Source organism: Roseovarius atlanticus, assembly GCF_001441615.1.
GTDB lineage: Bacteria > Pseudomonadota > Alphaproteobacteria > Rhodobacterales > Rhodobacteraceae > Roseovarius > Roseovarius atlanticus.
Genome location: NZ_LAXJ01000003.1, coordinates 77,806 through 104,478, shown reverse-complemented (window position 1 = coordinate 104,478; position 26,673 = coordinate 77,806). Strand labels below are relative to the sequence as shown.

Sequence of the window (26,673 nt, the reverse complement as noted above, 5' to 3'; positions counted from 1 at the left end):
TCATAGACATTGCAGCGACCGAAGGGAAAACACGATGAAAGCAGTCATGTTCGAGCGCTTCGGTGAAACACCGAAAATCGCAACGCTGCCGGACCCGACGCCGGATGCCAGGGGTGTTGTCATCGAGGTCGGCGCGACCGGCGTTTGTCGCAGCGATTGGCACGGCTGGATGGGCCACGACCCCGACATTACGCTTCCGCACGTCCCCGGTCACGAACTGGCCGGTCGGGTCGCGGCGGTCGGTCCCGAGGTGCGCCGATGGAAAGTTGGAGACCGTGTGACGGTGCCATTCGTCGGCGGCTGCGGTACGTGCCCGGAATGCCATGCGGGTCATCAACAGGTCTGCCACAACCAGTTTCAACCCGGGTTTACCCACTGGGGGTCTTTCGCCGAGCTGGTCGCTACCGGCGAGGCGGATCTGAACCTCGTTGCCCTTCCCGAAACGATGCCGTTCGAGACCGCGGCAAGCCTTGGCTGCCGGTTTGCCACAGCCTTTCGCGCGGTCGTCGATCAGGGCCGCGTCGGGGCCGGGGAATGGGTGGCGGTGCATGGCTGCGGCGGTGTCGGGCTGTCCGCGCTGATGATCGCGCGGGCGCTCGGGGCGAACACCATCGCCATCGACACCTCCGATGAAAAGCTTGCCCTCTCCCAAAGCTGCGGCGCCTCTGCCACGGTGAATGTCACCACGGTCACCGACGTGGTCGAAGCGGTGCGCGATATCACCGGCGGCGGCGCGCATGTCTCGCTGGATGCGCTTGGGCATCCGACGACCTTTTTCAACTCCGTCTCGTGCCTGCGCAAGCGGGGGCGTCACGTGCAGGTCGGTCTGCTTCTTGCCGATCAGGCCACGCCACCCGCGCCGATGGCCAAGGTGATCGGCGACGAGCTTGAAATCCTCGGCAGCCACGGGATGCAGGCACATCGTTACGGCGCCATGCTGACGATGATACAATCGGGCGCGTTGTCCCCCGAAAAACTGATCGGCAATCGGATCACGCTCGAGGCATCCATCGACGCGCTGACAAACATGGACAGTTTTGCCGGTCTCGGCGCGACGGTGATCACCGAATTCTGACAGGCCGCGGGTAGCAGCAGAGCAAAAGATCCCGGACAACGCCTTGGTCAGAGCTCGGACGTGCGCCGCTTTCGCGCCCCCAGACATGCCATGGCCGGGCGGTGGTGGACGTGCGGGCACTCGGTTGAAAAATCAGGCCCAACCACAGTGAGATAAACCGTTTCCACGGATTTTCTTCAAAAAAATTAAATATTTACGGTGAGCCCGCTGATCGGTTGCACTTCCACCCAAATCACGCGATGGTCTGAACAAGCTTGGTGCGCAAACGGGAGAGCGTGCCGGGAATCGCTGAGTATTCGGTGGGAGGAGACGCCGTGATCGTGCGTGCTATTGACGGTTTGAATGAGGTGGTCGGAAGGATCGTATCCGTTCTGGCAATCATTTTCGCCGGCATCATCATTTATGACGTCGTCTTGCGCTATGTGTTCAGCGAACCCACACGCTGGGCCTTCGACGTCTCCAAGCAGTTGTTCGGATTCTACTTCATCCTGCTTGGCGGCTACGCGCTGCGTCACAATGCGCATGTGCGCGTCGATATCCTGACAGAACGGTTAGGCCGGGGTGGTCAAAGAGTCGCGGACCTTCTGGGCTACGTCATCTTTTTCTTTCCCTTCGCCTGGGTGTTTCTGACCCGGTCGTGGGACTTCGCCTCGACCTCCTGGGCGCAAGGCGAAGTCACCTACGGCGCCATCCAGATGCCGGTCTATCCGCTGAAGATGGCCATGTGCGTGGCTGCGGGGCTCTTGCTGCTGCAAGGGGTTGCGGAGGTCCTGAAAATCATCCTCGACCGGCAGGAGGTCTCGGAATGAACCCGGAACTGATTGCGGTCCTGATGTTCGGCCTGCTTCTGGTGGGTCTTTTCCTGGGGCATCCGCTGGCTTTCGTCCTCGGCGGCACTGCGGTTCTGACGGCGATCATTGCCGGCAAGCCGATGGTCCTTGGGATCGTCATCAACCGGATTTTCGGCGATGTTCTTGATAATTACACCCTGATCGCCATTCCTCTTTTCGTGCTGATGGCCCGATTCCTATCGGACTCGGGCGTGACGGACCGGATGTTCGAAACCCTGCGCCTCTTGCTCAGCCAGGTGCGCGGCGGGCTGGCCCTGGCGGTTGTCTTCATCTCGATCCTGCTGGCGGCGACGACGGGAATCATTGGCGCCTCGATCACCGTCATGGGGGTCATGGCGCTGCGTCCGATGCTGCAATATGGCTACGCGCCGTCGCTGACCGCCGGCGTGATCGCGGCTTCCGGCTGTCTCGGCATCCTCATTCCGCCGTCGATCATGCTGATCCTGATGGCCAGCTATTCGCCGCTTTCGGTCGGTGAACTGTTCGCCGGCTCGATGATCCCCGGCGTGCTTCTGGGTCTCAGTTATGCGCTCTACGTCTACGTCATCTCGGTGCTGCGACCGGATCTTGCCCCGGCGGTCGAACCCGACGAGAAGGTCGAGCGCAGTACCTTGCTGCGTATGCTCGTGGTGGAAGCGCTGCCGCCGCTGGTGCTGATCTTCGGCATTCTCGGCTCGCTTCTGGCCGGCATCGCCACCGCCACCGAGGCGTCCGCCATCGGTGCGGCACTGGCCCTGCTGATCGTAATCGCGCGCGGGCGTTTCCAGCTTGGCACCTTCTACGGTGCGATGCTGGAAACGGGGCGCACCTCGGCCATGATCCTGTTCATTGTCGTGGGCGCGACCGCCTTTACCGGTGTGTTCAATATCACGGGCGGCCTGCGCGCAACGCAGGAACTAATCCGGATGCTGGACATGGAACCCTGGATGCTGATTGCCATGATGATGGTGATCGTCTTCATCCTCGGGGCTTTCCTGGATTGGACCGGTATTGTCCTGCTGTCCTTTCCGATCTTCCTACCGATAATCCAGGAAATGCCGGACGTGAACCTGTTGTGGTTCGTCGTTCTGATGGCTGTCGTGCTTCAGACGTCGTTCCTCACGCCACCCTTCGGCTATGCGCTGTTCTACCTTCGGGCCATAGCGCCGAAAAGCCTGGCCACCGGCTCTATTATTCGCGGCGTGCTGCCCTTCATCGTGCTGATCGTCGCGATGTGCCTGCTGGTTGCCATCTTCCCGGCGCTGGTAACTTGGCTGCCGGATGTCCTCTACACCAACTAACCTTAACCATGGAAAAGGGAGAGACCATGACTACCAAGGCATTCGTTTTCGCGGCCGCAGCCGCGACCGCGCTGGCCAGCCAGGCCACCGCGCAGGAAAATTGGACGATGACCACGACCTGGCCATCCTCTCTGGAACTTATCGAAACCGACAAGCATTTCGTCGACCTGGCGAACAAGCTGACGCAAGGCGAACTGACGATCGAATTTTTCGACGGTGGTTCACTTGTCCCGTCGGGCGAGGTCTTCGGTGCCGTCGAATCGGGCACGATCCAGGCCGGGGCAGACTGGCCCGGATACTGGGCCGGACGCGACGCGGCCTTCTCGCCGCTGGCAACCACGCCCAGCCTTTTCAACGCTGTCGACTATGTCAACTGGATCCAGCAATGGGGCGGCGCAGAGCTCTATAACGAGATCTACGGCCAATTCGGCATGGTCTATCTACCCTACGGCGTCACCAACAACGAATCCGGCTTCCGCACCAACGAGCCGATCGTCACGCTGGAAGACCTTCAGGGCAAGCGCCTGCGGCTTTCGGGCCTTGAACAGGGCAAGCTGCTGGAACGCCTGGGCGGCAACCAAGTCTCCATGGCCGGCGGAGAGATCTACCAGTCGCTGGAGCGTGGCGTGATCGACGGGGCCGAATTCTCGACCCCCAACGTCGACTGGTCGGGTGGTTTCCAGCAGGTCACACAATACTGGGCGACCCCCGGCTGGCACCAGTCGGCGTCGGTTTTCGGCGTGATGATCAACAAATCCGCCTGGGACGCACTGAGCCCCGAGACGCAGGAAAAACTTCAGATCGCGGCGGATGCCACGCTTCTCTGGTCGCTGGCCTTTACCGAAAAGCGCGCGACCGAGGCCTACGCCAAGTTCGACGAGGCGGTCGAGATCAACCGCTATGATGACGAGACGCTCGCCAAGGTCCAGGAAATGGCCAACGAAGTGATCGTCGAGACGGCCTGCGCCAACCCAAACTCGGCCAAGGTCTATCTCAGCATGGTCGAGTATCTCGAAGACTACGCTCAATGGCGCGATGCGTCGGCACCCTTCAATCTCGGGCGCACACCCGATGGGCCCGATGCGGCGGCTCTGCGGGATTGCGCAGGATAAACGAGATCGACTTTGACAATCAGATGCCTGCCTTCGTGCGGGCATTTTGTGACCGGCTTTCTGCGGTTTAAATCCACGTGTACCAAGCACCGGTAGCACTGAGGAAAGGCCGCCGGGTTCTCGGCGTTGGGGTAGACCAACGAACAATCGCTGGGCCACTCGCTTCAAACAAAAAAGGCGCCCAAGGGCGCCTTTTTTATCTGGTCGGAGTGAGAGGATTCGAACCTCCGGCCCCTGCCTCCCGAAGACAGTTCAGAAGGCTTAGGAACAGCAAAACAAGGGGAATTTTCATGTTGATGGTGCCAATATCCCCAAGAACCTTCAGGATATCTGGGGCCGCCCCAGAAACGATCTGCAACGAAATGGCCGCCTCTTATTCTTTGCAGCCAACTTCGATATTGATCACTACGTGAACAAATCCGTGGTCTTGGCTTTCGTCGAGCCACAAAAACTGCTTGGCGTTCTTACACGGCCAATCAGACCAACGTAAACGGCCCACTCCTGACTTTGGCGACACAGAACGACGTTGTGCTACGTCTTTCCTATTTCTGTCATTTGTCAGCCATGCAGCCCTTCGTTGGTTGAAACGTAAGCCTCCGGTTTCTGCCATAAATCCCTTGATACTCAAGAGTGCACCAACGCTTTCAGCCCTAAGCTGCCATTGAGCATCTCGTGAACCGATGGCAGCATTGTGGCCTCATGCCCTTCGCGAGATTACTTATATTGCTTTGCCGCTTGGCACAGGCCATTGGTTGCCGCCCTCAACCAAGCGCACGCCGCTACCTCCCGTACGCAAATCTTGGGGTCCAGCTCTCTATCAATGAGGCTTCTTCCTCGTATGTGTCGTCATCAAGGTCGTCGGCCAGTTCTTCGCTGGAAAGGACGGTAAGGGTGAAGCCGTAAGCGCCGAGACCGATGGCTTCTTCATCCAACGCAAGCTGTCGCCCGCAAGAGAACCATTCAGAAAGACTGGTTTGCCCACATATCGAGCGCGCGGACCGGATGTTTTGCGTATCAGCGTTGAACCGCTGGGTATGGGTTCGCGGCAGCGGAGTACCCTTCTTGAGGAATGTAAGCTTATCGAGCTTTTTGAAGCTTTCAGACAAGAACGCATATGCGACCTTGTCGCCGGAACTGACGACGACCGCTATTGGATAGTCGCAACATTTGGCGGCTCTGATGGCAGAGGCCGTGAGCGAGGACTCGGCCAACTGGCTTAGCGCAATGATCCCATCCAGACCGACACGGCTTCTCCCGATGACCTCGCCTACGAGTTTCAACGGCATGAGCAGACCAGAGGCAAAATGATCAGCCTCAAGCTCTATCGAACTCATCCCTTGTGAAAACCCGGCCCTGAACATGTGGATCGGAGCAGTCTTCAGAATTTCCTCGGGATGCCCCTAAAGAAAATAGTGGCCAAGCTCGTGAGCCACGGTGAACCTGCGAAACCCTTCGCTCTTGATATCTGTCGCATAGAAGATGCCAACGCTCTCATCATGGAAGATGATCCCGCCGCTCACGCCAACTCGGCCGGGATCCTTTGGCTCGACCAAGATGTCTTCGGTCTCCGCGATCGCAAAAGGATCGACAGGGAAGGCATCGTAGCCTTTTTCTTTTGCTTTGAGTTCACCTTGGCGCCGCGCCATCTGAATTCGGAATTTGCTCAACGCCCAGACTTTCTCTGGTTCATGAGATCGATCATCATTTGGATGTGTTCTCGGTCGTCATCTGATAAATTTTCTTCACCACGAAAAGCCGTTGTTGCCCCGGCCATGTCACTGGTCCTGCCGAGCAAGTAGTCTGACGTAACGCTCAATGCCTTCGCGAGAGCCCGAATGTTTGCAAACGAAGGCTTGCGCCGCTCCTTCTCGAAATGGCCGATTGCTGATGGCTGTAACCCAGTCTTCGCCGCAAGTTCCGTTTGGTTGATCCCTCGCGCCTCTCTGGCTTGCCGTAACCTGTCACCGAACCCACCATTGGAATCCGTAGAATTTGACATGACGCTCCCGCATGTGTTAGTATGACGATATCGTAGGATTTGCGCCGCTTGCTCGCGGCTTCTTTTTTCGCTTTCCGTCCTACGAAAGCGTCAAAAACTGTAAGACGGATCAGCGAATCCGTCAAGCCTGAGGGGGCAGAAGAAGATGAATATCAGGACGAACCTCGAAGATTTCGCCCGCAGCCTGGAAATCGACCCTGTAGAAGCTGCGCTGATGGACATTGCACGCGCCATCCAGATCACGCGCACTATGCACGACGAAGCTGACCGCCATTTTCGCGGGCTCGCTCAGCATGTCGACCGCCCTGGCAGCCCTCTCGAAGATTTGGTCCTTGAGATCTACCCTTCTGGCAGCTTTGCAATCCACGCCGCGACTCGGTCACGCCTGAAGGCCGACCAGCACGACGTTGACGCCGTTCTCGAGATCGCGATCGCTCGTGGCACCGACCCGGCATGGGTGCTTGAACAATTGTACAAAGCGATCAGGGGCGAAGAAGACAGCAAGTACTACGATTACCTGATTGAGAAAAACAGCCGCTGTGTCACGGTTACCTACCCGGACGGCGTCACGGTCGATCTGATGCCGGTCGTTCGCATCGATGAGGCACCAGAACGCGTGGCGACCCTGTTTCACTACAAGCCTGAGACGGACGAGCGGTACCACAAGGAGATTAATCCGAAGGGGTTTGCCGATCACTTCAATGCTCGCGTCGAGATCAGCGAGGCGTTTCAGAAGCGCTTCGATGCGCGTCGTTACCTCGTCGATGGCGAAACCTACACCGAACTGGCCATGCGGCTTTCAAATGAGACGTCTGGTCTGGCGTTGCAAAAGGCAGATACCCAACCGATGCCGGTGCATGTCCCGCTCGACCAGAAATCGCCTCGCGTGGTTGCCCTGCAACTGATCAAGAGGTTCCGCGACAAACGCTATCGCAAGCACGACGATCACCGTGGCAAACGCAAACCCCCGGCCGTCATTATCGCAGCGATTGCAATCGATGCCGGCCCTGCAAACGATAGCCTGGTCGATGAAGTGATTGCGATTGCCAAGCGGATGCGCTGGCAGATCCGCAATGCCGAACAGAACCTGCGGTTGCTGGAAGTTCGCAATCCGGCACATTACCCGGACTTCTTTACCGATCGTTGGCCGGCTCAAAGAAGCGACCAGCAGCTTTGGGCGGCGGACTTGCTCACCCTCATCGAACGCCTCGAAAACCTGAAGCGGGTTGGCTTCGATCCTGTGGTTATCCAATCGACGTTCGACGATTTGTTCGGCGAAAAGGCCGGTGAGACCGCTCTGCAGGCCTATCATCGCGCACAGACTGTCCAGCTCGAACATGGTGCGCTCGGCATGACACCGAGCGGGCATTTGAAACCTGCGGCACCAGTGTCGTCCCTGGCTGCTCCAGCTCTGGGTGGTGGGATCGCATCCGCACCAGGCCTTGTGAGGCCTGCACGCGCGAATACGAACATGGGGGGGCACCGTACCTGATGAAAACGGTTGGTGATCAGATCGCAGGCATGGCCGAAGTCTATCCCGACTGGTCATGCAACCGATTGAGCAGGCGGACTTGTGTCTGGGAGGGGCACCTGCAGCCACACATAACGACGTACCGGCTGCGGGTAGAATATACGGAACCGCTACTGCTCGAAGGTAGATCGAACCTGTACCTGCAGCCACTGGTTGAGGTTCTTGAACCTTCCTTGCAAAGGCGTTTCGGCAACAAAGAAGGGCCCCTACCGCATGTTTACGTGTCACATCCGCGAACAGAGCGTACGGGGCCGTTCCTCTGCCTCTTCGACGACGAAGCGGATCAGTGGTCGCCGGATGACCTGATCAGCAATACGACCATTCCCTGGGCGTCCAACTGGCTGAGCTGCTACGAAAGCTGGCTCGCTTCGGGAAAATGGTTTGGGACCGGCAAACACATCAGAAGTCAGTCAGGCGGGCGATCCAGGTTGGCGATACTTTTGGAGAGATTTCATGGCACAACCTCAATCCCGCCGCTCGCAGGGCATCATCTTTCACCGTCGAGATCAACTCGAATGGCCCACAGATGATTTTCGCATACTGTCCATTGATGGCGGCGGCATAATAGGCATTCTGCCTGCGGCGGTGCTGGCGGAATGCGAGCGTCGTTTCTTGAAGGGTGGTTCGGCAGCCAGCTACTTCGATATGATCGCCGGCACTTCAACCGGAGGAATAATCGCGCTCGGCATGGCAGCAGGAATGCGCGCCGAGGAGGTTCTGGAAGTCTATATGCGCCATGGGGCGGAAGTATTTCCCCGGCCTTGGATTCCGCCAACTCGATTTGGTCGCGCGATGCGATCCGCTTACCAGTTTGCCCGCGATCTTGCCGTTTATCGATACAACCGCGAACCCTTGGAGCGAGTGCTTCGAGCTCGCTTTGGCAACAGGACACTCGGTTCGGTCAATGTGCGTTTGAACATTCCCGCCTTCGATGGGTTCAACGAGGTCAACGTCCTCAAGACCCCGCACCACCCTGACTTCCGCCTCGACTGGCAGGAAGAACTGGTCACGGTGGCATTGGCGACGTCAGCCGCGCCGACATTCTTCTCAACCTACCGAAACGGCACCCGGCACTTTGCCGATGGCGGTGTTTGGGCGAACAATCCCGTCATGGTGGCGCTGGTGGATGCCATGAGCTGTTTCAACGTCGACAGGCACAAAATCGAAATCCTGAGCCTTGGCTGTGGCGATCAAGACCTTCGTATGACTGATGGGCAAATCAAGCGCGGCGGCATGTTCCACTGGAGAACGATTATCGAAAGCGCGATGCACCTGCAAAGTCAGAACGCCCTCGGACAGGCAGGACTATTGATCGGGCGAGACCGCATGCTTCGTCTGACATCCGCCCCGGCGCTTGAACCAATCAGTTTAGATGATTTTGTGCGTGCAAATCGTGAGCTGCCAGCGCAAGCGAAGAGGTTGGTTGAAGAAAACGCTGAACGCCTTGAAGCGTTTTTCGATGCTAAGCGGTTTCAGGCGACTTTCTATCATGGCAAGCGGAAATAGCGGTACTCGCGGCGTAGATTTTGGCATCACTTGCGGCCTATAGCTGCGTGATGCGAACGGGGGGATGCCGCCCCCTCGAGGTCTACCAGTTCCTGCTTTGGGTCTGGAAGCCGCCATTCAACGTCGTCGCAGCGAAAGCCAGCTTTCCGCCCGAGTTATCGGATCGCCGCAAACGGCCCAAAGCTGTCATTCCCTTCAGCCCATGATGGTGTCTGCAAAGTAGATTTTTGTAGTCCAGATGTAACCAAATAAGATCTCGGTCTGGCGGACGCTCCGAAATCGGGCGCCCTTGCGGTCAAGCTTCACCAAGAAGGCAGGCGCATTGTTCCTGTCTGACGTCGGTAATGGCCTCCAGTCCACTTTAGAATGCTGCGGCGCACCTATTTCCGATACAGATAGATGGGTGAGCTCCATGCCTGGAAGCCATCCTCGGTCGTCACCCGCACCCAGACAGGCGTGTCGCCGGTCTCGCGGATTTTTACGGATCTGGTTGCTATCACACTACGTTCGAGTGGCGCGTCAGGAAGCCGTTGGATCGTGATCTTCTTCCCAAGACCACCGGCGTCAAATACCGAAGGTGCGAAGCCGACTTCTTTCAGGGCGACATCGAGCATTCCCTGGTTTGTGGAAATATTCAGCCTGCCTGTCCGGCTGTCTGCCAAATACGCGTCGAACCCCATGAAATTGCCAGTCGTAACGCCGTTCCATACCACGCTCTGGCTGCCGCGCTGGTCCAGAATCGTTTCCGGGTTCCAGGTGTTTATCGTGGTCAGGTCACGGATGCGGGCCTGGTCGAACTGAGCTCGTCCGGTCCATCGGACGTCTCGGCCACGCCCCCTGTACTCCGCCCCTGACCACGTGACACGAATGCGCTCTCCAAGGTCATCTGGACTATAGGTTTGCAGTCTTTCAATGACTTCGTCAGCGTCGCGCAACTCGACTTCCAGGATGCCGGCATGCGCCTCGACTCGAGTATCTATGTCAACGGTCTCGTCCGTGACACGCACGATGTCGCCCATCATTGCATTGCGGACGTTGTCCGGCACGACGTCCGGCGATGACAACGGGTTTCGCCAGAACAATGCGGCATCGTTCTCAAAGCGAGCGGATACGGCCAAGTGCATCCGGCATCCTGTCGTACCGTAATGATGGCGGCGTCTCTGGGCCTCCATGATTGACCCGCGGTCGTTCCGGTCCGTCAGGAAACAGGTCAGGCCGCCATAGGCACCAAATCGAGATGCCCCCGGATAGCTCGCGCCCGGCCGTCCTTTGTGACCGTCACTGTTGCAGACGACTCCGACCCGGCGGCGCATCGGGAAACCGTCGGTGAGCACCCATTCGAACGTGCCCCAGGCGGAATGCATTTCGACCGCTGTTTCGATCCGTGGGTCATGATCGTAATGGATGTTGCAATACCGGCCGCCGACATGGGCATAGACCGTCGCGTCTTCGTTCTGCAGTTTGGCAAACAGATCGGTCAGCGTGTTCGCATCTTCGGCCATTTCGGACCGGTCTTCGAGTAAAGCATGAGAACAGCGATAGATCGGCCGGCCTTCGGTGGCGTAAAAGACGTTGTGGTCGCCCCCGATCGCGGTATTGCCGGACCACTCGTAGCCGGGAAACACAGTAAATCTTCCGGGTTCGTTCACCCTGGCCGTCAGGTCGTTCAGCTTGTGCCAGAACGTTTGGTTGATCTGGAAGTCATTGGCCTGATGGGCGCAAACGTCCAGGAACGCCTTGTTGCGGGCGAAGTCGAAGTAGCTTTCGATCGAATTCACGCCGACGGTCTCGCCGGTCTGGCCGTGCAGGTCGCCCCAATATCCCGAAAGGCCCGCGTCATTCACCACCATGGGCCCGGATTCGCAGGCCAACATGTCGTCGACAAAGATCCTCACTCGAAGCGTCCCCGCTTCGTTGACCGTCAGGTCGTCGAAAATCATGGACCGGTCGGATGGCACATAGTCGAAGCTCTCGGGCAGGCCGTCGACCGGAATGCTGGTTTCGATTCTAACCCTGCCCGAAGCCTGATCCGTGGGATTCCCCCATTTGTCCTCGCACTTCAATCCAAAGCGAAACCCCTCACCCACCTGCCGCAGCGACGGCAATACGGCATGCCAGTTGCTGCCCGGCCCCGGATGGACGCCGATGGCGAACTGGTCCGGCAACGGCAGGAAATTTCCAGTGGCCTGAACATCGGTCATCACCCTCAGTTCGTAGCCCTCTTCGACGAAAGTCTGCATGAGCATCCCGGGAGACCCCTTCGAGGTGTCTCCGAACGTCAGCGTGATCTGATCGCCTTCGCTGAGGTATCCGCCGTTGAGTTGCGCGGTGACGGTCAGGATCCAGGGGCGTGCACCCTCGGGGCCGATTCGCAGGCTCATTTCACCGTCGCCGCTACATTCCGCCGATACGTAGTTTTCCGCGGTCGGGTCGGTGGCCTGTGGCTTTCCAGCATCCGTGATCATGCGAAAGGCCACCCGGACGGCCCCGGTATCGTCGAGGCCAAGGCGCCCGACCGTATAGTGAATACGGTACGTCTGAAAAGTGCGGACCTCAACGATTTCAGGGGCTTCCAGAACGGCCGAGCCATAGATTGACGGGTCGTCGCCCGGCCAGACGGAAGGGCCGTTCGCGCCGACGAACCGCGTCGGAACGGGTGCTGCTTTCTTGGGCAAGGCCATGAGATTTGCTCCCTGAAGTAGAACTGATCGATCAATCCATATTGCTTTATAGCAATTTTAAAGTAAACTACAGAGCACATTCAAGCAATGAAGCAAGTCAACACGGAGGCCCCATGAAAATATTCTCACGCCGCGGAGCGATCCTTGCTCTCGCAATGGCAGCCGGACTCGCGACGGGCACGGCCGTAGCCGCTGCCGACTATCCGTCGAAGCCGATTACAATGGTCATTCCGTACCGGGCCGGTGGAAGCACTGAAACAATGGGCCGCATATTCGCCGATGCGCTTGGCGCCGAACTTGGGACCAAGGTCGTCGTCAAGACGCGGCCCGGGGCGGGCGGTGCCGTCGGCGCGACCGAAGTCGCGGCTTCGGACCCTGACGGCTACACGATCATGTTCGCCGCCTCGTCCTCACTGCTTTGGCCGCCGCTGACGCAGGATGTCGAATTCGACCTCGACAGCTTCCAGTATGTCGCCAAGGTCACAGAGTATCAGCAGGCCATCGTGACCAGGGCCGATGCGCCATACGATACACTGGATGAGTTGATGGCCGAGGCCGGCGACCAGAAGCTCAACTTCGCAGATCAAAGCCCCATGTCCCGCGCCTATATCAACTATATCGCCAAGGAGCGGGGCGTGGAGTTTACGGGGATCCCCACCAAAGGCGGTGGCGAGATGGTCCCCTTCCTGCTTAGCGGCAAGGTCGATTTCGCGTGGAGTGGTGGTGTTCACAACCGCTACGGCGACAAGATCAAGGTGTTGCTTTCCATGAACGCCCAGCGGTTGCTGGCCAGCCCTGATATTCCCTCGATCGGTGAGACTTTCGGCGTTTCAATGCCTTCGCAGGCGGTTATCGTCGCACCGAAAGGCGTACCGGCGGATGTCATCGCCACGCTCGAAACGGCCATAGAGGCGGCAACAAAGAATGACGAACTGGTCGACATGGTGACCAACAAGCTGATGTTCCCGGTCGCCTACCTCGGCTCCGAGGCCATCACGGCCGAAATCGACGAAACGGCAGCCGGCCTGCAAGCTGTCGTGGCGGCAACCCAGTGAAGACGGCACTCCATAAGGGTGCGGAGACCAGACGCATTAATGTAGTGGCGGGAATTCTGCTCGCCGCCACGTCACTGGCTTGCATTCTCTGGCTTTTCCCCGGCCACGTCTCTTCGGAGACAACGCCCGGGGATCTGCCGCCGACCGTGATCCCCTACCTGTCGGCGGGTGTGGTGTTTCTGCTGGCCGTCGGTCTGGTCCTGCAAACGCTTTTTCGCGACACCGGGGAAGAGCTGCCAGTGCCATCGAAAAGTGTGCTGTCCGACGTTCTGTTTGCTTCGGCGGCCACCGGGGTGATCCTGCTGGCGTTCTACAAGGCCGGCTTCCTCGCATTGGCCATTCCGTTGACGGCCGTCACCATGATCTTTTCCGGCGGACGCAATCGGCTCGTGATCGCGCTCGTTTCGGTCCTTTTCCCTTTGATGGTCTGGCTTGGGGCGCGCTTCATTTTCGGCGTCTACCTGCCATAGGACGACCAGGAGGCTTTTGATGATCGAGAACCTCATCACCGGCTTCGCAGCGGCCTTCACGCTGACCAACCTGCTGTTCATCGCGGCGGGAATCCTGCTGGGCATCGTGATCGGGGCCTTGCCCGGCCTTGGCAGTGTGACGGCGCTCGCGGTTCTCATTCCCCTGACATACTACATGTCGCCGATTTCTGCGATTGCCTTCCTCGTGGGCATCAACAAAGGCGGCACGTCCGGCGGCGCGGTTCCGGCCATACTCCTGAATTCTCCGGGCACGCCGGAAGCGGCTGCCACCGCCCTTGACGGCAACCCGATGGCACGGCGCGGAGAGCCGGTTCGCGCCATGAAGTTTGCTCTGTACTCTTCCGTCACCGGCGACATGATTTCCGATGTCCTGCTGATCGTACTGGTGGTGCCTTTCGCGGCCATCGCGCTGCAATTCGGCCCGCTGGAATACACGGCTGTCCTGCTTTTTGCGTTCGCGCTCCTGTCCGGTGTTTCCGGTGACAATCCTTTGAAAGCCCTGATCGCGATCTTCGCGGGGATCTTCCTGTCCACCATCGGCCTGGACCCGATCGACAGTTCCCCCAGAATGACCTTCGGCAACATCAATCTCTACGACGGCCTTCCACTGACGGCACTTGCGATCGGGTCGCTTGCACTCGCGTCGGTCGTCGAACAGATTTTCGATATGCGCCGAGACGGCGTCGACAGCGGCTATGTCAACCAGGGCGCCCGCGAGAACAGGGCGCTCCCGGTTCGCGAGTTCCTGACCTATTGGAAAACCATTCTGCGCTCGTCGATGATCGGTTCCCTCGTTGGGATGCTGCCCGGTCTCGGAGTGACGCTTGCGGCATTTCTCAGCTATGGACAAGCAAAGCGCGCTTCGAATAAGCTGGACAGTTTCGGAACCGGAAACCCCGAGGGCATTGTCGCGACCGAAGCCGCCAACAGTGCGGTGGTAGGTTCGAATCTTGTGCCGACGATTGCGCTGGGAATTCCGGGAAACATCGCGGCGGCGCTTCTGATCGGCGCCTTCATCATCCACGGGATCGTGCCCGGACCGTTCATGCTGACCATGCACGGTGACGTGATCTACGCGCTTTTCGCGTCCATGATCATTGCCAATTTCTTTCATCTGTGTCTCGGACGCATGGGCATTTCGGTCTGGGGCCATGTTGCACGTCTGCCGAAATGGGCTGTGCTTCCGCCCATTCTGACGCTTTGCATCGCGGGTGTGTATTTGCCAGGGCAGTCGGGTTTCGACGTGGCCGTCATGCTTGTCTTTGCCGTCGTAGGTCTGGCGATGCGCCGGACCGGCTTTCCGATCGTCTGTCTGGTCATTGGTTTCCTGCTTGGCGACATGTTCGAAACGTCATTGCGGCAGGCTATGCTACTCTACAGTTCAACGCCGGGCGCCGTATTCCGCAGCCCGATTGCGATTGGCTTTTTCGGTCTTGCAATATTCATACTGGGCCGGGCGGTGGTGCGAAAATGAAAGATACTGGCATGCAACAGGACGCGAAACAGCTGATCAGCGACGCTGCCCGGAAACACCTCGAAGATCCCTCATGCAAGAAGCGGTCGGCAGTGCGGCTGGCAATCATCGAGGCAATCCGCTCCGGCGTTGCGCAGCCGGGCGACCCCCTCCCGACGGAGCGCGAGCTTGTGGATCTGTGCGGCGTCAGTCTCGGCACGGTGCAGGCAGCCCTGCAGCAACTCACTCAAATGGACCTGATCGAACGAAAGCGAGGGTCCGGAACCTCGGTAAAGAACAACCGGTCGATCGGCGATCAGGTCTGGCATTTCAGGTTCCAATCCGTCAGCACCCAAGAAAGCCTGAAGGTTCTGGCGGCCAATGTGCAGATACAGGAAACATCGGATCAGGGCGAATGGTCCGAGTTTCTGGGTCGTAGTGACACGTACCTCCGCATAGACCGCGAACTTCAGTTGAGCGAGGGCCTGTCGTCCTATGCGCGGATGTATCTGCATCCAAAGACAGCGCCCGGCCTGCTGGAACGAACCTCTGGAAGCCTGACCGTGGTGAATATTCGCGCCTTCCTGAAGGAGGAGTTCGGCGTCAATACCACGAGTGTGAAGCACGACGTACTGGTCGTCGATGCAAGCGCCATACCCTTCGATGTAGCGGCCGAGTTCAAAGCGGTCGGATGGTACGAGATCACCGCAAGGACCCAGAGCCCGGACGCGATGCCGGTCTATTTCCAGAAAGTCTACGCGCCGGTCACGGCGTGCAAACTGACATTCGGAAAGTTGATCGGATGAGCAGGTGGGCAGAACGACCGCGGGCCAAGAGCTGCACACCGGATCTCAAGAAGCGGCGCGGATGATCGCCCGGGCCATCTCCGACGCCATCGGGCGCTTCTCGGTCCCCTGCCTGCTGATCGGTTTGCTTTTCTTTGCCGCGTCCCTGACGCCTTCCTTGATACCGCGCGGCCCAATGGTTCAAGGCATCCTCGGCGGCCTCGTTACGGCGATCGGGTACTTTACCGGCCAGATCGTCGGGTTCTTGTGGCACGCAGCGGACATGCCTCGCCTGACGGGACGCGCCGCCCGAAGCCTCAAATGGATTGCATCTTTCTGCACCCTGACAATTTTCGTGTGGGTGCTGGGCTCAAGCCTGACATGGCAGAACGCGCTACGTGAGAAGATGGGCATGGAGCTGGCGGACGCGCTCCATCTTTGGCAGATACTTTTCATCGCGATTGCCGTTTTCGCCGCCGCCTTCACATTGGGGCGTCTGGTGGCGTTTTTGTTCCGACTGATCCGCGCAAGGTTCTACCGGGTGATGCCGCCGCGTCGAGCCAATGTTATTGGGCTGATAGCTGTCTTTGCGCTTCTCTTCTTCGTCACGCGCGACGGAATTTTCGACCATGTCGTTTCCGGCCTCGATGAAAGCTACGAGGCGGCGCAGGCGCTCTTTGACAATGCCCCGCCACCACCCTCCGACCCACGGATGACCGGAAGCGCCGGCTCGCTGATAGATTGGGCCGCCATTGGCGAGCCCGGCCGCAACTTCATCACCTCGGGCCCCGATGCCGCCGCCATCTCGGCCTTCATGGGACGACCGGCAAAGGATCCGATCCGCGTTTACGTGGGTCGGGCAAACGGCGAGACGCCGCGCGCCCGGGCTGAACTGGCGCTCGCGGAACTCAAGCGCCAAGGGGCCTTTGACCGCGCTGTGCTGGTCGTGGCCAGTCCGACAGGGACCGGTTGGATGGATCCCGGCTCACACGACCCGGTGGAGTATATGCATAACGGCGACATCGCGACGGTCGCCGCGCAGTATTCCTATCTGCAGTCACCGCTGGCCCTGATACTTGAGACCGATACCGGATTGGAACAGGCGACGGCGTTGCAGGATGTGGTCCACGGCTACTGGAAGACGCTGCCTGCCGATGCGCGCCCGCGCCTTTACGTGCACGGCCTCAGTCTCGGGGCCTGGTCGTCGATGCATGCGACCAACCTCTTCCGACTGATGGACGACCCGATTGACGGCGCCTTCTGGGCAGGCCCGCCGTTTCCCTCGGCATTCTGGAATTACGTGCAGCGGCAACGAGAGCCGGGCAGCCCCTGGGTTCTGCCAAAAATCGGGGACGGGTCGCTGGTGCGCTACGCCTCTCATACGTCGGATGCATCGAGGACCGAGGCCGGTTGGGGGCGGATGCGCATCGTCTTTCTGCAATATTCCAGCGATCCGGTCGTGTTCTACGATCCTTATTCGCTCTGGCGTGCGCCGCCCTGGATGCGCGACCCGCCTGCCGAGGACATGTCGGAACATTTCGTCTTCGTGCCGGTGGTGACGCAGTTCCAACTGGCGCTGGACATGGCCTTGTCCTTCGTGTCCCCGCCCGGGCATGGCCACGCCTACTATGCGCAAGACTACATCGCGCCCTGGGTCGAGGTAACCGCTCCTCAAGGGTGGACGCAGGCCGACACCAAGCGGCTTGAAGCGCATTGCGACAACGGCTTTCAGGCAGGATGTTCCAATGCAATTCGTTGAGCCGCACGCCGGCCCACACTTCGGCACGCCGCACCGCATTCCCGGACCATCGGGCCAGCGGCGCGGAACAAATAAGCGCCGCGCCCGGAAATCAGGTTTAGGCGCCCCCGCCCCCTCTTGCTTATTATTGCGCAAAAACATCCTATGGTTGTTGCATGGTCAGCAGGAATCCTTCTTCATTTCTTCACAAGGAGTTCTTTGAAATGTGTATGTCATGCTGCGAAAGCATCGAAAGTGGAATTGAGCCGATCAACCCGTGCCTGTGCGGGGCCCCTGAAACACAGGCGGCAATGGATCGGATCGAAGCCGACCTGACACGCCGGAGGCTGTTGGGCGGCATGGCGGCGGTTGTCGGCATGTTCGCGGGGTTCGGCCTTGCGCCAACCGACCTGCGCGCGCAGACACCCGGTAGACCGACGCTGCTGACCAACTTGCGGTTCTTTGATGGGACCACCCTTCAGATGCAGACAGGCCGGGACATTCTTGTCGAGGGCGGGCGTATCACCGGCTTGCCAGCCACCGGGGCGGGCCCGGAGGACGCGACCGTGATCGACTGTGGCGGACGCGCCGTCACGCCGGGCCTGATAGATTGTCACTGGCACGCCACCCTTGTTGGCATCAGCAAGCTGGCGGCGCTGACGCAGGATATCGGGTGGGTTCACCTGATGGCCGGGCGAGAGGCCGGGGCGACGTTGATGCGCGGGTTTACCACGATACGCGACACCGGCGGGCCGGTCTTCGGCCTGAAAATGGCGATCGATCAGGGCGCCGTGACTGGACCGCGCATCTTCCCCTCCGGCGCGATGCTTTCGCAGACCTCGGGCCACGGCGACTTCCGCTTGCTGAATACTCTGCCCAAGACGAGCGGCGATACGCTCGACTACACCGAAAGCGCAGGCGTCGCCGCCATCGCAGACGGTCGTACCGAAGTTCTGAGGAAGACCCGCGAACAACTGATGCAGGGTGCCAGCCAGATCAAGATAATGGCGGGCGGCGGCGTGGCGTCGCCATACGATCCGCTGGATACGACACAATATACGCTCGACGAAATGAAAGCGGCAGTCGAGGCGGCGGCGGACTGGGGCACCTATGTCTGCGCTCACGTCTATACGCCAAAGGCCATCCAGCGCTGCCTCGAAGCTGGTGTGCGCTCGATCGAACACGGCCAACTGGCGGATGACGCGGCGATCCGCGCCATGGCCGACGCCGACGCCTGGTGGAGCATTCAACCATTCCTCGCCGACGAGGACGCGAACCAATACTCCGATCCGGCAGCTCAGGCCAAGCAGCAGGAGGTGGCACAGGGAACGGTCAGGGCATTCGAGGCGGGCCGCGCCGAAGGCGTCAACATGGCGTTCGGTACCGATGTGCTTCTCAATCCGGGCGGCGCGGCCTCGCAAGGGCGTCAGCTTGCCAAGCTGGCAAGGTTCATGTCGCCTCTCGAGGCCCTCCATATGGCCACGGGCGCGGCAGGGGAACTGCTCGCCCTGTCGGGTGAGCGCTCACCCTACACTGGTGCGCTCGGGGTTATCGCCGAAGGGGCGCTGGCCGACATACTCGTTTGGGATGGCGATCCCGAAACCGCTCTCGATTTCCTCGACGATCCCGAAAACAACCTGCGCCTTGTCATGAAGGGCGGGCGTGTCTTCAAGGAGACGCTGTGATGCCATTCAATCTGTTTAAAAAATTGCGCTCCCTTGCCGCCGCGACCTGTCTTGCCAGCGTGGCGCTGACTCCCGGCGCGGTACAAGCGGGGTCGTCGGACTGGGCCGGCCAGGTCACGCTCTACGGTTGGGGCGCAAGCGTGTCGGGCGATTTCAGACCGTTTCCGGGCGCGCCGCAACTCTCTTTCGACCGGTCTTTCTCGGATGTCCTCAAGGACTCGGACGGTGCCTTTTTCATGACGGCCCTGGCGCGCCGGGGTGAGCTCGTCTTTTTTGGCGACCTTACCTACTCTTCGTCGTCGCGAAGCGGTCGGGTGCCGCCCGGCATACCGGCCTCCGGCAAGCTGACAATGCGCTCGGCCACCCTGGCGGCGGGCAAACGCTTTCAGGCCGGCCCACGAACAACGCTCGACCTGCTCGGCGGTGCCCGGTTCTGGAGTATTGATGGCTCGGTGTCCGTGCCACTGGCCGGTGTCAGCGTGGCGCCAGAGGCCAACTTCACGGATCCGATCATCGCGCTGCGGACGAACACGCAACTGTCTCTCCGCTGGTCCCTGCTGGCCTACGTGGACGCAGGCGGGTTCGGCGTCGGGTCGGACGTGACGTGGCAAGCGGCGGTGACCGCGAACTACAAGGTCAGCGATCACTTCTACCTGTCCGGCGGATGGCGGCACCTCTTTGTTGATTACAACGACAACGGAGCCAACTTCGAGGGCAGCATGAGCGGCCCGATCATTGGCGCGACCTACCGCTTCTGAGCCGATTATCGAACCCAGGCTTGTCGCTGCCTACAGAGGAAATCGTCGCGGGTCTTTTCCATTTGAGAACTGAACATGACGCAAAAGAGATTCACCATGCACGCACTTCGCACAGCCGTGTTCGCGGCGCTATTGGCGCAGGCCGCCACTCCTGGAATGGCCCAATCGCCCGAGCCATTTGTCGGCGCCCACGGCGCCCTGACGCCCGCAACCTATACCGGAACGACCGAAACCGGCGCGTGGCACCTTGATATCTGGCCAGATCAGGCCTTTCACCTGCGGCGCACCTCCCCGGACGGTGCCACAGAGGATCACGCCGGACGGTGGCACGCGAACGGCGAATCCGGCACGTTGGTGCTGGGCACTGATGGCAGCGAGATCATCCTGGAGGTGCGCAACGCGGAACGTTTGCGACCTCAAGGGGCACCCGAAGATGCATCCGGTGACCTTGTAACGACAGGCCAGCTTGATCCGACCGGGATCGCAATGCCCATGTCCGGGATGTTCACGTATTTTGCCGATGCGCCGACATTCGTCCACTGCGCCACGGGCCGGCAGTATCCCGTTGCGCAGGAGGCCGGTTACCTCGCCCTTGAAGAGGCCTACCTGCGGGACAGGCCCGCCCCGGCGGAACCTCTTTTCGTGACGGTCGATGGGACCATAAACACACGCGAGCAGATGGAAGGGCCCCCGCGCCCGACTGTTACAGTGACGGAGCTTGGAGCAACGTGGCCGGGTGAAACTTGCGCCCGAGTAACGAAATCTCCGACCCTGGATGGTACAGTCTGGCGGATTGCTTCTCTGGAAGGCGAAAGTCTGGATTGGTCGCCGCCAGAGCGCGAGCCCTTTCTCGTGATCCGCCCGGACGAGAAGACGTTCAATGCGTCGGTCGGCTGCAACATGATGCGCGGCAGCGTCTCCGTCTCCGAAAGCACACTATCCTTTGGCCAACCGGCCAGCACGATGATGGCCTGCCCTGACGACCTTGCCATGTGGGAAGCGCGGCTGGGCGCAGTTCTGGGAGCGGCAACCACGCATCTGATCGGCGGGCGCAGCCTACGCCTCATGGATGACGAGGGCAGGAGCCTCGCGGAACTGAAAGCCGTCTATCTGCCATGAAACCTGCTGCATCAAGGCGCAAGGATCCAGCGGCCATCGGTCAGACACCGTTGCGTCTGCACTGTCTGGATGCGGGCCTGCCGGCGTGTCCTGAACTTGTAGTTCAGTCCGACACAATTGCCGGAGACAGACGCGATTTCAACCGATCCATAAGCTCCCGTCTCAGGGTTCGACCAGATCGTATCGTCCCCTGGCAGCGCTTTCCGGCTGTCATAAAGCTCTCCACCGGTTCGGACCATGATGTTGAGATCCTGCTGCGTCAGCCCTGTTCGATCGATCTGTCGCAATAGAGAATTCGCAGAAGCCGGGTGCGCCGCAAGCAAAATGAAGCCTGCAATAGCAACTCGAAGAATGGTGTGTCGCACGGGTGTGTGTCCTGTTGAGGGAGATAATGTTTACCGTGCCATATGTTCAAACGCCTTTGCGATCATGCGGGCCCGCCATCCCAAATGCGCGGCCTGTGCCTCCTGCCGTTGCTCCTCGGCCCGCTGCTCGACCTCACGCTGCCTGAGATCGGCGGAACGCGCGCTCAGGGCATCCTCGCTTTCTTGGAGTTCCTGTTCCCGGCGCTCGATCGCGGCAAACCGGCGCCCAAGCGACTCTCGAGAGCCGATGCAGAGGAAGTCGTAGCACGCTTGCGGGCTTGTACGGATGGGCTTCTCGGCGCACTCGGCACGCCGGCAAACAACATCGATCGCGCATACAAGGCCCCGGAACTGGACGCTGCGATGCGCTGGCATGCGGCACAACTCACGGACCTCGAAAGAGATCTCAAGCGCGCATTCGGCTTATCTTAAGGCACGCGGTATCGGTGCAATTTCTCAATCTTCGGACCAGCGAATATGCACCGATACCTCTCGAAGCCTCGGCGTCAGTAAACCTTATTCCGGAATTCTGCCGAGCTTCCCGCGAAGTATCGATCTCTCTTTTGCCGGCGCCCTGAGCCTCCGCGGAACGCAACTGAAGATCGATCAGAACGAATGTCCAATCCGGAACTCAACACAATTAAGACCGCGGCCAAACAACTCGGCGTTCCGGCAACAGAATTGTTGGAGTCGGCAAAGGAACACGGCTTCCTCGTGAAGATCGGGAAACGGACAACTCGCCTCGAGAAATCTTCTCTTACAGAATTGGTGAAAGCATGCCGAGAAAATCCAAAGGCGCACGCCTGTATTCCTGGAAAGCAAAAAACAAACGCAGGGCAGTCTATGTCATCCGCGACGGCGGAAAAGAGTACTCAACGGGCACAACGGATTTAAGCGAAGCTGAAACAGCACTCCGAATCTACTTGAACGAAAGAGACAAGCCGCGAGCGGCTTCATCGGAAAATTACTTGGTCACAGATGCGCTCTTCACGTATGGCTCAGAACGAGCCGAGAACACGGAAAACCCGGAGCGAATTGGGTATGCCATCGATGCTTTGAGCATTTGGTGGTCCGGCCGTACGGTCTCTGATGTCAACGAAAATTCTTGTCATGCTTACGCGCGAGATATGCGCGAGGGCTATCAGCCTCCCGAAGCCGAAATTCGGCGGCGTCCAGTCGGCGACGGGACCATCCGTCGAGAACTTAGTTGCCTTCGCGCGGCGCTGAATGTGTGCGGTCGAAAGGGTCTATTGAGTTCGGTACCGACAGTCACCCTCCCACCGGCTCCGCCGGCCAAAGATCGTTGGTTGACCCGCGACGAGGTGGCCAGGCTCATTCGCGCGGCACGCAAATCACCAAGGACACGATACCTCGCGAGGTTCATTCTAACGCTCTCTACACCGGATCCCGAAAATCGGTGATACTCGGTTTGGGTTTCATTCCTCACGTTTTTGGTGGCCATGTGGATTTCCGAACCGCAAAGCTTCACCGCAAGGGGAATGCCCAAAAGCAGACCAAGAAGAATGCACCAACCGTCCCCATTCCGGAACGGCTGCTACCGCATTTCGAGCGCTGGCAAAAGAATGGTGCGAAATGGGTTGTCGAGATCGAAGGACATCGCGTTGGAGGGATAAAGAACGATTGGGAAACCATCCGTGAGATCGCCGGGATGCCGGAGGTCACGCCCCAAACATTGCGACACACCGCGATTACCTGGGCAATGCAGGGCGGTGCGAATGTCTGGCACGAATCCGGGTTCTTCGGCGTAACGATGGACACGCTCGAGAAGTATTACGCGCACCACCATCCCGACTACGTGAAAACGGCGGTCAACGTCGCCAACAATGGGCAAATCATAAATGTCCAACGAACACGCCAACGCTGAGCTTCACGCCGGCCTGCCTCCAAAGGAGAAGGGGCAGACCCCACCGTAAGACGAAGTCGGTGTCGCATTTCTGGGACGCGTCCCAGATAAAAACACATCCTGAAAAACCTAAGGGCCCCTCGGGGCCCTTATTTTATTGGTCGGAGTGAGAGGATTCGAACCTCCGGCCCCTGCCTCCCGAAGACAGTGCTCTACCAGGCTGAGCTACACTCCGACCGTAAGCCCGGCGATTATACCGGTGCGATCTTTTTTGCAAGGGCAGATCGCCGGGAACCTGCAAGACCCGCATCGCGTTGGCGACACGCATCATGAGCTTTCATTTCGAACCCCATGCACCCTTGCAGTCAGAGGTGCGACGGATCGCCGAGGACCAGTTGAACAGCGCCCTCGCCGCAACCGAAAACGCCCGCGAAGATCCCGAGGACGCCGTGCATGACCTGCGCAAGCGCATGAAGAAACTGCGCGGATTGGCGCGACTGGTGCGCCCGGGACTGGGCGATACCTACTCACGAGAGAACCGGCGTTTTCGCGACGTTGCGCGCCTGTTCTCGCCGATCAGGGATGCGCAGGTTCTGTATGAAACCCTTGATGGCTTGCAGGTGATGGAATCCGCCGCCGGGCAGGATCTTGCGCCGGTCAAGGCCTGGGCACAGGCCCGGCGAAACCGTATTCTGACATCGGCTGAGCTTGACGACCGGCTGGCAACCGCCCGAACGGAACTTCGGGATGCTCTTGCGGGGCTCGATGCGTGGCAGATCGACGACCCAGCCGAAGACGTTCTGAGAAAGGGCCTGAAGAAGACCTACAAGCGTGCTTGCGAACGCTACGCTTTCGTGCAGCACACGCCCGGCCCCGACCCGCTTCACGAGTGGCGCAAACGTGTGAAGTACCATTGGTATCACCTGCGCCTGCTGCGCGAGGGGTGGCCGGACATCATGGCGCCGCAGATCATCGCGCTGGATCGGCTGGGCGACCTGCTGGGCGATGATCATGACCTCGTCGTCCTGATCGACACGCTCGAGGCCGAGGACGCGCCCGACTCAGCGAGAAACGTGATCGCGCGCTGCGCCGCGGATCAGAGCCATTCAAAGAGGCGAAGCGCCTTCGCGCTTGCGCCTTACCTCATGCTTGAGACACCTAAAGCCCTGTCGCGGCGGATTGCCGGGTACTGGGCCGCTGTGTCGGATTAAAGGCTGGCCGTCAGCGCGGCGACGATCGCGTCGCCCATCTGGCTGGTCGTAACGGGTTCGATGCCCTCTTCGCCAAGCAGGTCCGCGGTGCGCAAGCCGTCGCCAAGCACTTTTTCAACCGCCTGCTCCAGCCGCGCCGCCTCATCCCCCTGGTCAAAGCTATAGCGCAGCGCCATGGCGAAGCTCAGGATACAGGCGATCGGGTTGGCCTTGCCCTGCCCCGCGATATCGGGTGCCGAGCCGTGCACCGGTTCGTACAGCGCCTTGGGCCTGCCATTGGCCATTGGCGCACCAAGGCTGGCCGAGGGCAGCATCCCAAGGCTGCCGGTCAGCATCGCGGCGGCGTCCGACAGCATGTCGCCGAAAAGGTTGTCGGTAACGATCACATCGAACTGCTTGGGCCAGCGGCACAGCTGCATCGCGCCCGCGTCGGCGTACATGTGGGTGAGCTCGACATCGGAGTAGTCTTCGTCATGCACCTTCTGCACCACTTCGCGCCAAAGGATGCCCGATTCCATCACATTGGCCTTTTCCATCGAGCAAACCTTGTTCGAACGGCGCCGCGCCAGTTCGAAAGCCGACCGCGCGACGCGGTCGATCTCGGACTCGGTGTAACGTTGCGTGTTGATGCCGACGCGTTCATTGCCTTCCTGGATGATGCCGCGCGGCTCGCCAAAGTAGATACCGCTGGTCAGCTCGCGGACGATGACGATATCGAGGCCTGCGACCACGTCACGCTTGAGACTGGAGAAATCCGCCAGAGCATCGAAACACTGGGCCGGTCGCAGGTTGGAATATAGATCCATCTCCTTACGCAGGCGCAGCAGGCCGCGCTCGGGCTTGACCGAAAAATCCAAGGCATCGTATTTCGGACCGCCTACGGCGCCCAGCAGAACCGCGTCCACCGACTGCGCCTTTTCCATCGTGTCGTCATGCAGCGGCGTGCCGTGCTTGTCATAGGCCGCGCCGCCGACCAGATCCTCGCTTACGTCAAAGGACAGCCCGCGATTGGCGCCAAACCAGTCGATCACCTTGCGGACTTCGACCATCACTTCGGGGCCGATCCCGTCGCCGGGCAGAATAAGAAGCGAGGGGGTGCTCATGTGCGATCCTTTCGAAACTCTAGCGTTGTCACCGCCTAGCCCGAGCCGCGGGAAGGGTCAAGAAAGGTAAGGCTTCAATCCCTTGGCAAGCGCCTCCCAGACCACGGCGATGCGGGGGGTATTGCGAAGCGCCTGGTGTGTGGCCAGCCAGGCCGGAAGGCGTGGCAGGTCAATGTCGAAATCCAGATCCTCGACATCGTCGTGCAGAGTGCCGAGTGCCTTCATCCCGAACCCTATTCCGCACCCTGCGCGGACCATCTCCCACCCCACGGTATGGCTGTCGCATCGAAACGCGAACATCTCGCGCGAGGCGGGCATACCGCGTTCCTGCATCCCACGAATGATTTCCTCGTTGCGGTCATAGCCGATCAGGGGGTGATCGTAGAGATCGGCGAAGGTCCGCGGCCGCCCCGCCCGCTGCAAATAGCCGCGCGATGCAAAAAGGCTCAGCGGGAAGTCCCCCAGGTGCCGCGCGACAAGCTCAAGCTGTTCAGGCCGGTACATCCGCACCGCGATATCGGCCTCGCGGAAGAGAAGGTTCTCGGTGCTGTCGGACGGCATCAGGTCGATGCTGATGCCCGGATGCTCGGCCCGCAGACGCGCCAGAATCGGCGGCAGGATATAAACGGAAACTGTCTCGCTTGCCGTGACTCGCACCGCGCCGGTGGCCTGGGTCTGCTGGCCTGCGGCGGTCAGCTCGATTTCGACCATGGCGCGATGCATGGCCCGCGCGGGCTCGAGCAGTGACCGACCGCTGTCGGTGAGGTCCAGACCCTTGGGCTGGCGATGAAACAGGACCTGTTCCAGCTGCTCTTCCAACTGCCGAACCTGACGCCCCAGCGTCGGCTGGCTGGCTCCGACCATCCGCGCGGCGGCAGAGAGTGAGCCCGTCTCGGCGACGGCGAGAAACGCGCGGATCAAGGACCAATCCAGATCAGACATGCGGCTTACCATGCACAAATGAATATCCAATGCGCGGAAATTGGCAATTCCCATTCTCGGGCAATCACC

25 protein-coding genes and 1 tRNA gene are annotated in these 26,673 nt (G+C 59.8%); 18 read left to right on the top strand and 8 right to left on the bottom strand.

Annotated features, from left to right (window positions below):
* Positions 1-34: 34 nt before the first annotated feature.
* From XM53_RS03945 to dctP, 4 genes are all read left to right on the top strand, one after another.
* Positions 35-1,075, top strand: a complete 1,041-nt coding sequence (locus XM53_RS03945; protein ID WP_057790510.1) for a zinc-dependent alcohol dehydrogenase family protein — start codon at positions 35-37, stop codon at positions 1,073-1,075.
* Between the two features lie 314 nt (positions 1,076-1,389).
* A complete protein-coding gene (locus XM53_RS03940; protein ID WP_057790508.1) occupies positions 1,390-1,884 on the top strand; it encodes a TRAP transporter small permease subunit in 495 nt (164 codons plus the stop codon).
* Entirely contained in the window at positions 1,881-3,206 is a 1,326-nt protein-coding gene (locus XM53_RS03935) for a TRAP transporter large permease (RefSeq protein ID WP_201455378.1), read from the top strand. The genes XM53_RS03940 and XM53_RS03935 overlap by 4 nt, the downstream gene beginning before the upstream one ends.
* Before the next feature lie 26 nt (positions 3,207-3,232).
* On the top strand, positions 3,233-4,318 hold the full coding sequence (gene dctP / locus XM53_RS03930; protein ID WP_057790505.1) for a TRAP transporter substrate-binding protein DctP: 1,086 nt from the start codon (positions 3,233-3,235) through the stop codon (positions 4,316-4,318).
* A 779-nt stretch (positions 4,319-5,097) separates the two neighbouring features.
* Here dctP and XM53_RS23535 read toward each other — a convergent pair.
* The 3 genes from XM53_RS23535 to XM53_RS24035 all read right to left on the bottom strand — a co-directional run bounded on the left by XM53_RS23535 (position 5,098) and on the right by XM53_RS24035 (position 6,317).
* Positions 5,098-5,652 (bottom strand): hypothetical protein, encoded by a 555-nt coding sequence (locus tag XM53_RS23535; RefSeq protein WP_201455377.1) that lies wholly within the window; start codon positions 5,650-5,652, stop codon positions 5,098-5,100.
* A 66-nt stretch (positions 5,653-5,718) separates the two neighbouring features.
* Positions 5,719-5,985, bottom strand: coding sequence for an ImmA/IrrE family metallo-endopeptidase (locus XM53_RS23530; protein WP_201455376.1), 267 nt, complete (start codon positions 5,983-5,985; stop codon positions 5,719-5,721).
* On the bottom strand, positions 5,982-6,317 hold the full coding sequence (locus XM53_RS24035) for a helix-turn-helix domain-containing protein (RefSeq protein WP_057790503.1): 336 nt from the start codon (positions 6,315-6,317) through the stop codon (positions 5,982-5,984). The genes XM53_RS23530 and XM53_RS24035 overlap by 4 nt, the downstream gene beginning before the upstream one ends.
* 145 nt (positions 6,318-6,462) lie before the next feature.
* Between XM53_RS24035 and XM53_RS03915 the strand changes: the two genes are divergently transcribed.
* Positions 6,463-7,809, top strand: coding sequence for a nucleotidyltransferase domain-containing protein (locus XM53_RS03915; protein WP_057790501.1), 1,347 nt, complete (start codon positions 6,463-6,465; stop codon positions 7,807-7,809).
* 492 nt (positions 7,810-8,301) lie between these two features.
* A complete protein-coding gene (locus XM53_RS03910; protein WP_057790499.1) occupies positions 8,302-9,354 on the top strand; it encodes a CBASS cGAMP-activated phospholipase in 1,053 nt (350 codons plus the stop codon).
* A 380-nt stretch (positions 9,355-9,734) separates the two neighbouring features.
* On the opposite strand, the gene XM53_RS03905 is transcribed toward XM53_RS03910, so the two are convergent.
* Positions 9,735-12,035, bottom strand: coding sequence for a DUF3604 domain-containing protein (locus tag XM53_RS03905; protein ID WP_057790497.1), 2,301 nt, complete (start codon positions 12,033-12,035; stop codon positions 9,735-9,737).
* Positions 12,036-12,148: 113 nt separating this feature from the next.
* On the opposite strand from XM53_RS03905, the gene XM53_RS03900 reads away from it, so the two are divergent.
* From XM53_RS03900 to XM53_RS03865, 8 genes are all read left to right on the top strand, one after another.
* The gene (locus XM53_RS03900) at positions 12,149-13,090 is read left to right on the top strand and encodes a tripartite tricarboxylate transporter substrate binding protein (protein ID WP_082630729.1); all 942 of its coding nucleotides are present in this window, start codon (positions 12,149-12,151) and stop codon (positions 13,088-13,090) included.
* Positions 13,087-13,560, top strand: a complete 474-nt coding sequence (locus XM53_RS03895) for a tripartite tricarboxylate transporter TctB family protein (protein WP_144435448.1) — start codon at positions 13,087-13,089, stop codon at positions 13,558-13,560. Before XM53_RS03900 ends, XM53_RS03895 begins: the two co-directional genes overlap by 4 nt.
* A gap of 19 nt (positions 13,561-13,579) precedes the next feature.
* On the top strand, positions 13,580-15,055 hold the full coding sequence (locus tag XM53_RS03890) for a tripartite tricarboxylate transporter permease (protein ID WP_057790491.1): 1,476 nt from the start codon (positions 13,580-13,582) through the stop codon (positions 15,053-15,055).
* Between the two features lie 11 nt (positions 15,056-15,066).
* Positions 15,067-15,840 (top strand): GntR family transcriptional regulator, encoded by a 774-nt coding sequence (locus tag XM53_RS03885; protein WP_057790489.1) that lies wholly within the window; start codon positions 15,067-15,069, stop codon positions 15,838-15,840.
* A 4-nt stretch (positions 15,841-15,844) separates the two neighbouring features.
* The gene (locus XM53_RS03880) at positions 15,845-17,578 is read left to right on the top strand and encodes an alpha/beta hydrolase (protein ID WP_236544414.1); all 1,734 of its coding nucleotides are present in this window, start codon (positions 15,845-15,847) and stop codon (positions 17,576-17,578) included.
* 290 nt (positions 17,579-17,868) lie between these two features.
* Positions 17,869-19,242, top strand: coding sequence for a metal-dependent hydrolase family protein (locus XM53_RS03875; RefSeq protein WP_236544413.1), 1,374 nt, complete (start codon positions 17,869-17,871; stop codon positions 19,240-19,242).
* The gene (locus tag XM53_RS03870) at positions 19,242-20,000 is read left to right on the top strand and encodes a hypothetical protein (RefSeq protein WP_236544412.1); all 759 of its coding nucleotides are present in this window, start codon (positions 19,242-19,244) and stop codon (positions 19,998-20,000) included. The genes XM53_RS03875 and XM53_RS03870 overlap by 1 nt, the downstream gene beginning before the upstream one ends.
* A 96-nt stretch (positions 20,001-20,096) precedes the next feature.
* On the top strand, positions 20,097-21,119 hold the full coding sequence (locus XM53_RS03865; RefSeq protein ID WP_057790483.1) for an META domain-containing protein: 1,023 nt from the start codon (positions 20,097-20,099) through the stop codon (positions 21,117-21,119).
* An 11-nt stretch (positions 21,120-21,130) separates the two neighbouring features.
* Here the strand turns inward: XM53_RS03865 and XM53_RS22955 are convergent, their stop codons facing one another.
* On the bottom strand, positions 21,131-21,484 hold the full coding sequence (locus tag XM53_RS22955) for a hypothetical protein (RefSeq protein WP_144435447.1): 354 nt from the start codon (positions 21,482-21,484) through the stop codon (positions 21,131-21,133).
* 42 nt (positions 21,485-21,526) lie between these two features.
* Between XM53_RS22955 and XM53_RS03860 the strand changes: the two genes are divergently transcribed.
* The 3 genes from XM53_RS03860 (at position 21,527) to XM53_RS03855 (ending at position 23,369) form a co-directional block, all read left to right on the top strand.
* Positions 21,527-21,916: a hypothetical protein gene (locus tag XM53_RS03860; protein WP_057790481.1), complete on the top strand. Its 390-nt coding sequence runs from the start codon at positions 21,527-21,529 to the stop codon at positions 21,914-21,916.
* A gap of 183 nt (positions 21,917-22,099) precedes the next feature.
* Positions 22,100-22,378: a hypothetical protein gene (locus tag XM53_RS22950; RefSeq protein ID WP_144435446.1), complete on the top strand. Its 279-nt coding sequence runs from the start codon at positions 22,100-22,102 to the stop codon at positions 22,376-22,378.
* Positions 22,379-22,913: 535 nt separating this feature from the next.
* Positions 22,914-23,369, top strand: coding sequence for a site-specific integrase (locus XM53_RS03855; protein WP_057790479.1), 456 nt, complete (start codon positions 22,914-22,916; stop codon positions 23,367-23,369).
* Positions 23,370-23,506: 137 nt separating this feature from the next.
* Here the strand turns inward: XM53_RS03855 and XM53_RS03850 are convergent.
* A tRNA-Pro gene (locus XM53_RS03850) sits at positions 23,507-23,583 on the bottom strand.
* A 94-nt stretch (positions 23,584-23,677) separates the two neighbouring features.
* Here XM53_RS03850 and XM53_RS03845 point away from each other — a divergent pair.
* The gene (locus XM53_RS03845; protein WP_057790478.1) at positions 23,678-24,559 is read left to right on the top strand and encodes a CHAD domain-containing protein; all 882 of its coding nucleotides are present in this window, start codon (positions 23,678-23,680) and stop codon (positions 24,557-24,559) included.
* On the opposite strand, the gene leuB is transcribed toward XM53_RS03845, so the two are convergent.
* Positions 24,556-25,662 (bottom strand): 3-isopropylmalate dehydrogenase, encoded by a 1,107-nt coding sequence (gene leuB, locus XM53_RS03840; protein WP_057790476.1) that lies wholly within the window; start codon positions 25,660-25,662, stop codon positions 24,556-24,558. The two genes, XM53_RS03845 and leuB, sit on opposite strands and share 4 nt — an antisense overlap.
* Positions 25,663-25,719: 57 nt before the next feature.
* Positions 25,720-26,604: a LysR family transcriptional regulator gene (locus XM53_RS03835; protein ID WP_236544411.1), complete on the bottom strand. Its 885-nt coding sequence runs from the start codon at positions 26,602-26,604 to the stop codon at positions 25,720-25,722.
* Between the last annotated feature and the right edge of the window lie 69 nt (positions 26,605-26,673).